Source organism: Marivita lacus, from assembly GCF_014637725.1.
GTDB lineage: Bacteria > Pseudomonadota > Alphaproteobacteria > Rhodobacterales > Rhodobacteraceae > Marivita > Marivita lacus.
The window spans coordinates 1-12,649 of the sequence record NZ_BMFC01000001.1 but is presented as its reverse complement, the minus strand read 5'-3'; the positions used below and the strand labels follow the sequence as shown (position 1 = coordinate 12,649).

General features: G+C 61.1%; 13 protein-coding genes and 1 tRNA gene. 8 read left to right on the top strand and 6 right to left on the bottom strand.

What is annotated here, in order from left to right; genetic code table 11:
• The first annotated feature begins 1 nt into the window (after position 1).
• Positions 2-484: a periplasmic heavy metal sensor gene (locus IEV82_RS00070; protein WP_188479912.1), complete on the top strand. Its 483-nt coding sequence runs from the start codon at positions 2-4 to the stop codon at positions 482-484.
• 3 nt (positions 485-487) lie between these two features.
• Here IEV82_RS00070 and IEV82_RS00065 read toward each other — a convergent pair whose 3' ends face one another.
• Complete coding sequence (locus IEV82_RS00065) at positions 488-1,891, bottom strand: GGDEF domain-containing response regulator (protein WP_188479911.1); 1,404 nt, start codon at positions 1,889-1,891, stop codon at positions 488-490.
• A gap of 90 nt (positions 1,892-1,981) precedes the next feature.
• Between IEV82_RS00065 and IEV82_RS00060 the strand changes: the two genes are divergently transcribed.
• The 7 genes from IEV82_RS00060 (at position 1,982) to IEV82_RS00030 (ending at position 7,838) form a co-directional block, all read left to right on the top strand.
• On the top strand, positions 1,982-2,266 hold the full coding sequence (locus IEV82_RS00060) for a DUF3572 domain-containing protein (RefSeq protein WP_188479910.1): 285 nt from the start codon (positions 1,982-1,984) through the stop codon (positions 2,264-2,266).
• Entirely contained in the window at positions 2,263-2,964 is a 702-nt protein-coding gene (locus tag IEV82_RS00055; protein WP_188479909.1) for an HAD family hydrolase, read from the top strand. Before IEV82_RS00060 ends, IEV82_RS00055 begins: the two co-directional genes overlap by 4 nt.
• 100 nt (positions 2,965-3,064) lie before the next feature.
• The gene (locus tag IEV82_RS00050) at positions 3,065-4,624 is read left to right on the top strand and encodes a trimethylamine methyltransferase family protein (RefSeq protein WP_188479908.1); all 1,560 of its coding nucleotides are present in this window, start codon (positions 3,065-3,067) and stop codon (positions 4,622-4,624) included.
• 37 nt (positions 4,625-4,661) lie between these two features.
• Positions 4,662-5,291: a heme NO-binding domain-containing protein gene (locus IEV82_RS00045; RefSeq protein WP_229747618.1), complete on the top strand. Its 630-nt coding sequence runs from the start codon at positions 4,662-4,664 to the stop codon at positions 5,289-5,291.
• Positions 5,288-6,301, top strand: coding sequence for a GGDEF domain-containing protein (locus IEV82_RS00040; protein WP_188479907.1), 1,014 nt, complete (start codon positions 5,288-5,290; stop codon positions 6,299-6,301). The genes IEV82_RS00045 and IEV82_RS00040 overlap by 4 nt, the downstream gene beginning before the upstream one ends.
• A gap of 40 nt (positions 6,302-6,341) precedes the next feature.
• Positions 6,342-7,700 carry a mechanosensitive ion channel family protein gene (locus IEV82_RS00035; protein ID WP_229747617.1) on the top strand — a complete coding sequence of 453 codons (1,359 nt, stop codon included), beginning with the start codon at positions 6,342-6,344 and terminating at the stop codon, positions 7,698-7,700.
• Positions 7,701-7,763: 63 nt separating this feature from the next.
• Positions 7,764-7,838 (top strand) — tRNA-Gln (locus IEV82_RS00030).
• A 143-nt stretch (positions 7,839-7,981) separates the two neighbouring features.
• Here IEV82_RS00030 and IEV82_RS00025 read toward each other — a convergent pair.
• The 5 genes from IEV82_RS00025 to IEV82_RS00005 form a co-directional block, all read right to left on the bottom strand.
• The gene (locus IEV82_RS00025) at positions 7,982-8,347 is read right to left on the bottom strand and encodes an HNH endonuclease (protein ID WP_188479906.1); all 366 of its coding nucleotides are present in this window, start codon (positions 8,345-8,347) and stop codon (positions 7,982-7,984) included.
• A gap of 17 nt (positions 8,348-8,364) precedes the next feature.
• Entirely contained in the window at positions 8,365-9,801 is a 1,437-nt protein-coding gene (locus tag IEV82_RS00020; protein ID WP_188479905.1) for a primase-helicase family protein, read from the bottom strand.
• Between the two features lie 698 nt (positions 9,802-10,499).
• Positions 10,500-11,456, bottom strand: coding sequence for an MreC domain-containing protein (locus IEV82_RS00015; protein WP_188479904.1), 957 nt, complete (start codon positions 11,454-11,456; stop codon positions 10,500-10,502).
• Between the two features lie 97 nt (positions 11,457-11,553).
• Positions 11,554-11,730, bottom strand: a complete 177-nt coding sequence (locus IEV82_RS00010; protein ID WP_188479903.1) for a hypothetical protein — start codon at positions 11,728-11,730, stop codon at positions 11,554-11,556.
• Positions 11,727-12,649: tyrosine-type recombinase/integrase (locus IEV82_RS00005; RefSeq protein ID WP_188479902.1), on the bottom strand; the 923-nt coding region annotated here is incomplete at its 5' end. The genes IEV82_RS00005 and IEV82_RS00010, both read right to left, overlap by 4 nt.

The following is a 12,649-nucleotide window of genomic DNA, read 5'->3' as shown; positions in this document are numbered from 1 at the left end:
CATGGCTGACATGACGAAACCCAAGACACCGCTCTGGATGCGCCTGACGCTGTTCGGGTCGCTTGCCCTGAACGTGCTGGTGATCGGGGCTGTGGTCGGATTTCTTGTCACCGGGGGGCCGGGCAAGCGACCCGACCGGGACCGGTTGGATTTCGGATCGTTCTACACGCGGGCTCTCAGCGATACGGACCGCCGCGCGTTGCGGCGTGAGTTCATGGCAGAGCTGCAACAGGAGGGGCGCGGCCGGGGGGCGTTTGTCACCGACCTGCGCCTGACGCTTGACGTGCTCCGGGCCACGCCCTTTGACCGGGACGCGTTCGTGTCGACGATGGCGGAGCAGTCGCGCAGGCGGGCCGACCGCGAAGAGATGGGCCGTCAGGTTCTGGCCAACCGGATCGCCGCGATGAGTGATGCCGAACGGGCCGCCTATGCCGACCGCATCGAGGAGCGTCTGTCCGAACTGGCTGACCGGATGCGCCGCTGAGGGTCACAGCCCCGCGCTCATGCGTTGTTGCGGAGTGCCCAGAAGGGCCGCGTGGTGCGCGACCTCGATCCGGTTGCGCCCGTTTCTCTTGGCATCATAGAGCGCGGCGTCAGCGGCACGGCGCAGATCTGCGGTCGACAGGCGGTCGCTGCGGCTGGCCATGGCGACCCCGATGCTGACCGTGGCGCGGACATGGGTGCCGTTTTCGATCGCCTTCGGGCTGTCGGCCACCGCGTTGCGCATCCGCTGCGCCACGCTGCGCGCCTCTCCGGGGCCGACATCGGGCAGCACGATCAGGAATTCCTCGCCCCCATAGCGCGCGATGAAATCACCATCGCGCAGTCGGGATTTCATCGTCCGCGCCACATGCGCAAGGATCGTGTCGCCCGCCGCATGACCGTGAGTGTCATTGATCGCCTTGAAGTGATCGAGATCGACGATCATCATCGCGACCGCACGTGGATATTCAGCCAGCGCCCGGTCGGTCCGGACAAGATATTCCTCCATGGCCGTGCGGTTGTTCAGCCCGGTCAGCACATCGACATAGGCCTTTTGTCCCAGTTCGGTCGTGGTCTTGCGCGCGCGGTCGGCATCGCGCTTGCGCCGGGCAAGGCGCTGGATGCGCAGCGCCAGTTCCGTCGGGCTGACGGTCGATGGCACCTGGTCATGCGCGCCGAGGTCCAGAGGTGACGCGCGCTGCGCGCTGCAATCCGTGACAAAAAGGATGCGGCTGTGACGACTGGCGGGATGCGTCAGCAGAGCACCCAGAGTGTCGCGCGCCTCGTCACCCTGCGCAGGCTCTATCAGGACGTAGACATCGGTTTCCGCATCCGGCGCCCGCCGTGCCGCCTGTGCCGCAAGCGCCCGTGCGTCGATCCCGGACTCGGGGGCGATGGCGCTTTGCAGGGGCGGCGCGCTGCCTTGCGCGGGGAAGGTGACAAAGGTGGCGACAATCTTGGGCGCGAAGTCTGGTACCGCTTCGGCCATGCCCTGCGCCGCCTGTGGCACGGACGGGGTCTGCGTGTCTTCGGACAGGTGCCGGGTCCGCAGGAAACTGCGCATCCGCGCCTTGAGGTCGGCGGCATCGGCTGTCTGGTCGATCACGTCATAGGCACCATCACGCAGCGCGCTGACCCGCGCCGAATGGTTCTCGCGCTGCACCGCCACCACGATGGTCGTGAGCTGGGTCATTGGGTTGGAGCGCAGAAGCTTGCAGACCTGCCTGAGACGCAGACCGGGCAGGTCATCGGCGATGATCACGACATCGGGGGGATCCTGACGGATGCGGGCCAGCCCTTCGGCCTGCGATTCGGCCATGTCCACCGGATAGGCGGCAGTGTCCAGCCGGGACCGCAGGTGAATGCGGCGGTTGCTCATGGCGTCGATGATGAGGACAGACCCGGGCATGAACCCTCCGAAGCGTCGGCATGCGTTAAGACTTTGCTCACCAATTCATTGCCGCTATTGGTTAAGAAAGCGTTTGGGAAAAATCTGAAAATGTCGATTTCTCGGGATGGAGCGGAACAGTTCGCGGTCAAGGCCATCGTCTGGCTGGCGGGCAATGACGATCTTTTGCCGGTGTTCATGGGATCGACCGGGGCGGATGAAGCGGCGTTTCGCAACGGGCTTGCGGTGCCGGAGTTTCAGGCCTCGGTTCTGGATTTCCTCATGATGGACGATGCCTGGGTGATCGCGTTCTGCGAAAGCGAGGGCATCCCCTATGACCGGCTGATGCAGGCCCGCGCGGCTTTGCCGGGCGGCGAGCAGGTGCACTGGACATGACGCGCCGTGATATCGGTGCGATCCTGTTCGACAAGGACGGAACGCTGTTCGATTTCGGTGCGACCTGGAATGTCTGGGCGGCCAACCTGTTGACCCGGCTGTCCCAAGGTGATGCGGCGCGGGCGCAGGCTCTGGGCGACCTGATCGGCTTTGATCTGGCCGCGCGCCGATTCTCCCCCGACAGTTTCGTCATCGCAGGCACGCCGGACGATCTGGTCGACGTGTTGTCGCCCGAGTTTCCCGACCTGACCCGCAAGGACCTGATCACGCTGATCAATGACGAGGCTGTATCCGCACCGATGGCCGAGGCGGTTCCGTTGGCGCCCCTGCTGGATCACTTCCTCGCCGAGGGGATCGTTCTGGGTGTGGCCACCAATGATGCAGAGCGCCCGGCGCTGGCGCATCTTGACGAGGCGGGCGTGCGCGGACGGTTCGCCTTTGTTGCAGGATCGGACAGCGGTTTCGGGGCCAAGCCGACGCCGGGACAATTGCTGGCCTTCTGCGATGCGATCGGGATCATGCCGGATCGAGTGGTCATGGTCGGGGACAGCACGCATGATCTGGTTGCGGGGCGGGCTGCTGGAATGTGGACGGTGGCCGTTCTGACCGGCATGGCCGACACCGCCACGCTTGCGCCCCTTGCGGATGTGGTCTTGCCTGACATCGGACATTTGCCAGGCTGGCTTGGACTGGCCTGATCTCTTCTCGAAAAAGACAAAAGCGACCACATGAGTCGTGTTCCGGCAGGATAAGCGGCATCCGCGATGCCTAGCTAAAGGGGCAACGCAAGGGGGCGCCATGACCGATACCATCACACGCAAACGCCGCAGCGGCGGACGGTCCGGACATGCCGTGCGCCGCGGGAGTTCGGTGATCGAGCAGCTTCCCTGGAGCCTGCCGGTCAATATCGACCGCCCGACCGAGCCGCTGAGCCCGGAAGGTGTGCAGCGCATCCACGACACGGCGATGGTGATCCTCGAGGAAATCGGGATCGAGTTCCTGAACCCCAAGGCGGTGCAGATCCTGCGGGATGCCGGATGTATTGTGAACGGCGAAAACGTGCGGATGGACCGCGAGTTCGTGATGGAATGGGTGCGCAAGACCCCGCCGTCGTTCACGATCACGCCGCGCAATCCCGAGCGCCAGATCACCGTCGGCGATGGTCATATCCTTTTCGGAAACGTGTCCTCGCCGCCCAGCTACTGGGACATGGAGGTGGGTCGCAAGGTGCCCGGCACCCGCGAGATGTGCCGCAATTTCCTCAAGCTGTCGCAATACTTCAATTGCATCCACTTCGTCGGCGGCTATCCGGTGGAACCCGTGGATATCCATGCCAGCGTGCGGCATCTGGACGTGCTCTATGACAAGCTGACGCTGACCGACAAGGTGGCGCATGCCTATTCTCTGGGCAAGGAGCGCGTCGAGGACGTGATGGAGATGGTGCGTATCGCCGGGGGGCTGAGCCACGCCGAATTCGACGCCAGCCCGCGCATGTACACCAACATCAACTCCACCTCGCCGCTGAAACACGACTATCCGATGATGGATGGCTGGATGCGCTGCGCCGCGCGCGGGCAGGGCTGTATCGTCACACCCTTCACCCTTGCCGGGGCGATGGCACCAGTGACCATGGCGGGAGCAGTCGCGCAATCGCTGGCCGAAGGGCTGAGCGCGATTGTGTTGGCCCAGATCATCCGGCCCGGAGCGCCCTGCGCGATTGGCACGTTCACCTCGAACGTCGACATGAAATCTGGCGCGCCTGCCTTTGGGACACCGGAATACATGCGCGCGACCCAGATGACCGGACAGTTGGCGCGGTTTTACGGACTGCCCCTGCGGTCCTCGGGTGTTTGTGCGGCCAACGTGCCGGACGCTCAGGCGATGTGGGAAACCGAACACAGCCTCTGGGCCGCGATCCAGTCGGGCACCAACATGGTCTATCATGCGGCGGGATGGCTTGAGGGCGGTCTGATCGCCAGCCCGGAAAAATTTGTCATGGATTGCGAGGTCATCCAGCAGATGATCCGCTACATGGACCCGGCGATTTGTGACGTGAGCGATGACGGGCTTGGCCTTGAGGCGATCCGCGAAGTGGGCAGCAACGGGCACTTCTTTGGCACCAAGCACACGCAGGAACGCTACACGACTGCGTTCTACCAGCCGTTTTTGTCGGATTGGAAAAACTACGAGGCCTGGGAAGTGGCGGGCAGCGTCTGGACCGCCGAACGGGCTCACGTGATGTACAAGGCGATCCTCGAGGAATTCGAAGCGCCGCCGATGGACGCGGCGATCCACGAGGAGTTGCTGGCCTTCGTCGAACGTCGCAAAGCCGAGGGCGGGGCGCCAACGGATTTCTGATCGCAGGCGGTTTGCCGATTGTTAAGACCCTGATGCGATGATGCGTGCCGAACAAGAGGCGCATGTCATGCATGGTTTGATCTTTCGCACGCTCGAAGCGTTCGTTTCCGATGTGTTCGGTGCTGACTGCTGGGCACGGGCGGTCGGCCTGTCGGATCTGCCCGTCACCTCGTTCGAGGCGATGCTGCAATATGATGCGGGCTACTTCCCCAAGCTGCTGGCCGCCTGTGCCGAAGTGCTGGACCGACCGGAATCGGTGATCCTGGAAGACCTTGGCGCGTATCTCATCACGCACCAGAATCATGCCTCGGTGCGTCGGCTGATGCGCTTTGGAGGCGAGACGTTTTCCGAATTGCTGCACTCGCTTGACGATCTGCCGGGGCGCACGCGGTTGGCGGTGTCGGGTCTTGATCTGCCGCAAGTGCATGTGCGTGAACCGATTTCCCAGAGTTTCATCATCGACTGCCGGGGGGAACCGGCGGGGTTCGGCCATGCGCTCGTCGGTCTGTTGCGCGCCATGGCCGATGATTACGGAACGCTTGCCGTGCTCGATCATCGCGGCATCCGCAACGGGTCAGAGGTGATCGAGGTGATCGTTGTCGAAACCGCGTTCGGCGCGGATCGGGGCTTTTCGCTCGGTGGTGCTGCGATGGCGGAGGGGGCATGATCCCGGCGACTGACCTGTTGCTGGCGCTCAGGCCGCTGCATGTCTGCGTGGGACCAACCGGACATATCCGGCAGGTCGGTAAAAGCTTTGTTAAGCTTGGGATTGATGACCCCACGGGGTGCCGGTTTCTTGAAGTGTTCGAATTCCTGCGCCCGATGCAACCCGCGACCATGGCGGATCTGCGGCGCTTGGCAGGGCAGGTCGTGCGCCTGCATGTTCGTTCGGAGCCGGGTATCGGACTGCGCGGTCTGGTGATCGACGATCAGGCCGGTGGCGTGATCTGTGATCTGTCCTTTGGCATCGCCGTGGTGGATGCGGTGCACCGCTTTGGCCTGACGGCCCGGGATTTCGCCTCCAGCGACCTGGTGATGGAGCTGTTGTTCCTGCAAGAGGCCAAGTCCAGTGCGATGGCGGCCTCCTTCAGCCTGAACGCGCGGCTGAACGGCGCACGGCTGGCCGCCGAGACCGAGGCGTTGACCGACGGGTTGACCGGGCTGCACAACCGCCGTGCGCTGGACGGTGCGCTGGCGCGGCTGGGCCAGTCCGACACCGAATACGCGATCCTGCAGCTGGATCTGGACCGGTTCAAACAGGTGAACGACACGCTGGGCCATGCGGTGGGGGATGCGGTGCTCAAACGGGTGGCCATGATCCTGCGCACCCACACACGGCAGGATGATCTGGTTGTGCGCACGGGGGGTGACGAATGCGTCATCGTCTGTCCGGGTCTGACCGACCCGACGCGCCTGTCCGCGCTGGCCGGTGATCTGATCCGGGACGTGTCCGAACCGGTGATGATCGACGGGCAGGAGGTGTCGGTCGGGGCCAGCATCGGCATCGCCGTGTCTGCGCATGCGGCGCGAGGCGATCCGCAGACCCTTATCGCACGTGCGGATGTTGCGCTATACGCGGCGAAACGATCGGGGCGCGGGCGGCATCTGTTCTGGTCGCCTCACATGGGTGACAGCCTTGCAGAACTCGATATGCCCGTGTCGGCAGCACGGGGGTGATCCTGTGACAGGGCTCTTGAAACCCGGTGACCCGTCACGCATGCTTCTCGCCATGGGTCTGATGTTCCGCCTTCTTTTGCTGGTCAGCGTTCTTGTCCTGAGCATCGGTCTTGCACCGCTTCAGGCGCAGACCTCCGATCAGCCGACGGGCACCATCGCCGTGTCGGACAGCGCCGAACAGGATGCGGCGATCGCCAATCGCATCCGCGAAATCTTCATGGAACTGGACGGATACGAAGATGTCACCGTCGCGGTGAATTCCGGCATCGTCACGCTGCGCGGGACCGCGATCGACGGTCCGGCGGTCACGCGCCTGAACGAAATCGCCGGGCGCATCGAAGGGGTGGTCGCGATCGAGAACCGGGTGCAGGAAACCACCGACGTCGCGCGGCGGCTCGATCCTGCCGTGGCGCGGTTTCGCGCCCGATCCGAGCAGTTCATCAACTACCTGCCTCTCTTGGGCATCGCGGTGGCGGCCTTTGCCCTTGTCGTGACGGTCGGTTTCCTGATCGCGCGGATGAAACGGCCATGGGACCGGATCGCGCCGAATGCGTTCATCGCCGACATCTATCGGCAGGTGGTCCGGCTGGCCTTCATTCTCGGCGGTCTGGTGATCGCGCTCGACATCCTTGGCGCGGCCGCGCTCTTGTCGACCATCCTCGGTGCTGCGGGGATCATCGGCCTCGCCATCGGGTTTGCCGTGCGCGACACGGTTGAAAACTTCATCGCGTCGATCATGCTCTCGATTCGTCAGCCGTTCCGCCCGAACGACCAGGTCGAGATCAAAGGCGATATCGGCAAGGTCATCCGCCTGACCAGCCGCGCGACCATCTTGCTGAGCTTTGACGGCAATCACATCCGCATCCCGAATGCGACCGTCTTCAAGAGCCGGATCGTGAACTACAGCCGCAACGATGAGCGGCGCTTTCTCATCAGTCTCGGGGTCGCCTACGAGACCGACCTGCTGCATGCGCAGGACCTTGCGCTGCAGACCGTCGCGTCCTTGCCCTTTGTCATCGACGAACCCGCGCCCGCTGTGTGGATCGAGGACCTGGGCGACAGCGCCGTCATCCTGAATGTCGCGGGATGGATCAGGCAGCATGAAACAAGCTATCTCAAGGCCCGCAGCGAGGCATGGCGCCTGTGCCTTGCCGCCTTTGATCACGCCGGCATCGTGATGCCGGAAACCACGCTGCGCGTCGTGGGTGTGGGCGACGCGCGCGACAGCCAGCCAAGCGCGCCTGCGCCCGCCTCAACCGCCGTTGCCGTCGGCGCGGTGACCGTCAAAGTCGGTGATGTCGAGGCCGCGATGGACAAGGAACTGGAGCGGATCGTGGCGACGGAACGCGCCGAAAAACCCGGTGGCGATCTTCTCAAAAGGGACGCTCCGGAAGAGTAGAACAATTTTCGGATTCCGGGTCTTGATCCCGCTCACAGAGCGTCGTAAGTACGCCCGCACAGTTGGGGTGTAGCCAAGTGGTAAGGCAGCGGTTTTTGGTACCGTGTACCGTAGGTTCGAATCCTACCACCCCAGCCAGTTTCCACTGAACCAGCAGGCAAAGACGTCCTTCGGTACCCATCGTGACCGGGGGTCGAAAATGCCCCAGTTTTGTGCCCCCGCCCGGGTGCTAAGGGTGCCCGAGCGAGGAACGTGGTGAGAGGCTCTCCCACTGGGAGGGCTCAGAGGTAGTCCGGGTCGGTCCCGTACGCCCAGTGCAACCAGTCGTCCTGTTTGTTGTCGGCTTGCGAGCCGAGTACGAGATGGTCCGGGTTGACGCACAGCCGGTTATGGCAGCGATGCCTTACGACCTGCTGCGTCGAAGCCGTGACTTGGTTCACGACACAGTAGATGAAGCGATAGGCCTCAACCTGCCTGCCCAAGAACCGCAGCTTCGAGGGTCGCACCGTCGCTGTGGTTAGGCAGCCATTGTCCTCCTTCCGCGCTGCCTCGATGATCGAGAAGGCCCGCGCTTGGGCCTCCTCTAGGTGATCGCTAATCACCTCTCCGAACCAAGCCTCGCTTTCATCTTCAAAGACGAGGATCATCTTGTCGGTCCTTTGCATCAATGCCCCAGTAAGTCGCCGGATACTTCCAGAACCTTCAGGTGTTCCCCGAGGTCTTGTTCCTCGAAGCCATCCGGCCCCTTCAGCTTACCGCGATCGACCCAGTAGCCTTTGGCTGTCCACACGGCCCTCGCGTAGTCGCAGCCATCCCACTTCACATTGTCCTTGGACCATCCGAGCTCGGTGATGAGATGTTTGGTCTGCGCCAAATTAGCGTGCAGTTCCTTCTTCACGAACTCGGTCAGCTTCGCCTCGCTAATTGCCTTCAACTCTTTCGAGTCCAACATCTCGCGCAGCATTGCCTTACGGGTACCCTCGGAAGCAGCGTGCACTTGCTTCATCAGCGGTGTCGCTTCCTCTTGGACGTTGAGCCATTTTGCGTTGAACTTGGCTGCCTGCCGACGCTCCATCAGCGCTCCATAGAGGCCAGCAATACAACGGTCATCCGCCATAAACTCATTTAGCTCGCCAACCAAAGCCGCAAATTCGCCTCCTTTGGGACCGGTGGCGTGTCCGTCGTGATCGACCTCGATCAGATAGTAACGCCTTTCTTCTTCCTCGATCCACAACGGCAAATGGTTGCTCGTGAACATGAAGCAGCAGAACTGTTCAACTCTTTCCGCGTCTACTCCTTTCCTTTCGACTACCGCGTCCGACTCTGTGATGTAGGTTTTCAGAGCGTTCCCCTGCTTGGAATTGGCTCGGAGATCAACTTCCTCCGAGATGACCAACTTCTTCGACAGGATTGGGCTGTTGAACTTGCCCGTGAGCTTATCGACACTGTTCTCACAAACAGTATTCTGGTCTCCAAAGAGACGCGCCACGAGCTTGCAAAGGGTGCTTTTGCCACTTCCTTTCGTTGCTGAGTAGAAGAAGGGTGCCCACGATGGTTTCTGGTCTTCGTTCTGTAGGTTCCAAGACAACCAGTCCAAGAACTTTTGCTTTTCCTCCTCTCGGGTGAAGAACCAGTCGAAGAAGTCCCCTGCCAGACCGAAGCTGGGATCGACCCCTTCGAGATTACGATATGCGGGCTTATTCCAAGCGTTGATCGCCACCGTCCCAAGATCCCAGATGAACCGCTTAGGATTCCCGGGCTTACAGACAATGCCGCCGTTCCAAACTGGGATCGACGTGTCTGTATCAGAGTGCTTTTTGACGATGGTCAGATGGAAAACCTCCTTCATAATTTCGCGAGTTGGTTTCAAGTGACCGAACTCCTCTTTGATCCGGAAGACACAGGACCTTTGCACGTCTTCCATCGATAGCTTGACGTTCAGCCGGTCAACCGCAAAGTACTTGCTGTCCTTCCTGACGTACCATGAACTGACAGCCTTCGAGATGATCTGAACGACCTCCTCGCTGTCGTCTTTCGGTTGAGCTTCTGTTTCGCCAACGTCGGTTTCTTCCGACTTTTTTAATAATTTGATCATGCCCATTTCGGTTTCTTATTCTCTTTATAATGGGTTGAAATTGGCCGCCTTGAGGACGGCGATGGGAAATAATTTGCTCCTTTGTTTGATGGACCGTCGAGTACTCGGTCCTCAGTCATCGGGTTGTGCCCACGAATAATAGGGCACGCTCTCCAACGCGCTTTCAAAGGCCGCCTTGTTCGAGCGACGCCAAAATGGTGACGCTGGGTCAGGATTTCAAGAGNCGACTGGTTGCACTGGGCGTACGGGACCGACCCGGACTACCTCTGAGCCCTCCCAGTGGGAGAGCCTCTCACCACGTTCCTCGCTCGGGCACCCTTAGCACCCGGGCGGGGGCACAAAACTGGGGCATTTTCGACCCCCGGTCACGATGGGTACCGAAGGACGTCTTTGCCTGCTGGTTCAGTGGAAACTGGCTGGGGTGGTAGGAAACCCTGTGAGCCCATACTATTCATCAACTTACCCGACGACCCTGAAAAACTGGGGCCTTTCGTGGAGCAAAAACGGACCGGAAGGGTGCCACGGGTGTCGGACCGACGATCAGCGACGGGGCTAACCCTCAGGGGTCGCTCAGAGGGTTGACCGAAGCATCTACAGCCCCGACGAACGCCCGAGTTACTGATCCCGGTGACCCGACCGGAGGACGCTGGGAGAGACGTGGGGGCCGCAACCCGGTCGGGCCTTCTGTGGTGTGGCGTGAGTGGCTACTCGACCACCCAGTCGTAAAGTTCTTTCCCACGCAACATACCGTCACCCCAACGACCCGCGACACCCGCGCGTATTCCAGACCAGAGCGCCCAAAGGTCCTGCCGAGATGGAAGTTCGAACGATTTGAGATCCTCTAACTTCGGAACAGCATCCTTCGAGTACTCCCACGCGGCCCCTGGAGCCGAAACTGTTGCGTTCCAGAGTTCCTGACGAGAGGGAACGGGCATCGAACAGACCGTGAGCTCTTCCTCCGATGGGGCGAGTGACGGGTTGAACGCGCGTTTCAAGGCATTCATATCCCTTATCGTTTGGCACAGATCGCTGATTTCCAACGCGGTGACACCGACGATGACAGCAGTACCGACATAGGGCAGGGCTTCACCCGCCATTGAAGCAGTTTCGCGCGTGGCTGACTTCGCGGCTCTGGACGAAACAGTATCAGCCGTCTCGCCGACCGCATCACGTAATGCGATCCGCCTCCCGCCAAAATCCACCAATCCGTCACCGATTTCTTCCCGCAGTTGACGCGTAGCCAACCGTTCTGCGGCAATGTTGTCCGTGAGGTCCGTTATCTCGCTGCGCGCCTGTCGTAGGGCCAGTCGAGATGTGGCCATGTCCTCACCGAGCTCTGTCACCTGTTCGCGAAGTTCTCGATTTGCTGTTCGCGCGACAGCGAGGTTTCCCGAGAGATCGGCAACTTCAGTGCGGAGCTCGCGCTGAACCCTACGCTCGGCGACAAGGTCGGTATTCAGCTCAGCAATTTCATCTGCATGGCTTGCGATGAGCGTTCGAGCCCCGGTCACGCTTCCCACCGCTGCGGATACTGCACTGAACAGCGCGCCCCCAAACACCGCGACTACATTGAACATCAGCGAGAGAGCAAAAATAGATACGAACACCAATCGCCAAACCCATCTCGCGGATCCTGCCGCCATTCCTACAAATTTTTTCACTTCGATTTCCTTCCTTCAGGATTGTCCCGATTTCAGCTGTTGCGGGATTAAATTGCAATCTTAGACCCCGGCCAGTTGGCAACAGCCGAGGTCTTTTTCAGGGCAGTCTCCGGTTGACCACATAATCAGCCAGCCACTGCCAGTACGCTTGGGCATCCGCGAAGCCCTGACCCCGCGCCGCTAGGTTCTCGGCCTCAGAACGAGAAAGACCGCCATCGTATTCAGCGATAGCGGCCCTCTCTTCGAATGCCTCGATGTCCGGAATCTGGGTCATGATGCGTTGCCTCGCCCCGGAAGCTTGATCCGGTCGACAATCTCACGCTTTTGTTCGTCCGAGATTCCCGCTGAGTAGATGCCGTAGGTCAGACCGTTCTCGGACCGCGCTGACTGGTGCCCGACAAGAGACGCCGTAAAGTGTTCGGGAACGCCGGTTCGCTCGCACTGGGTCACAAACCATTTTCGGGTCGAATGAAACACCAGTCCGGGACGATCGATACCCAGCTTCTCTCTCAGGACAGCGAACCTTTTGGTAACGTCATTGACGCTCAGCTTCGGGAACAGCGGACCTTGCTTCGGTAACTTGGCCAAGATCGGCTTGAGGTCGGTATGCACGGGCACCTGCCGTTCTGCCGCTTCAGTCTTCAGCAGTCTCTGATCATTCGGGCGAACGTGGAAGAACAGCCCAGCCTTCCCTTTTTCGACCAAATCCTCGGCTTCTAGTCCGGCTGCTTCACCCGCGCGCATTCCCGAAAGAAGACAGATGATCAGGACAGGGTGAATCACTGGGTCCTTTCGGGTCAGCAACCACCGAACCTCCTCGTCCGAGGGCACTTCATAGGGGTTGGGTCGAACCTTGCCTTCGAACCGGACAGTCTTGAAGGGGTTCGCCTCCAGCAGGCCGTCGTAAACGATCCAGTCGAGCCAGTGGTTCACCTGAGACCAGATGCGACGTTGGGTCCGAGCGGTGATCCTGAGATCCGAACCCTCTGACCACTTCAGAGACCAGTCCAGACTCCTGTGTCGGGTGTCCGGCGATTTGCCGAGATGCGGTGAGAGCTGCAAGATCGGGTAGCGTCCGTCAAGCTGGTGTAAATTCGGGTATGGCCAATCGAGGGCATCGGTCAGGCGGCCTGTGTTGATATGCTGAGAAGCGGGTCGATCTGTGCGGTGTCGATGAGCCCGAACGCCTCGAC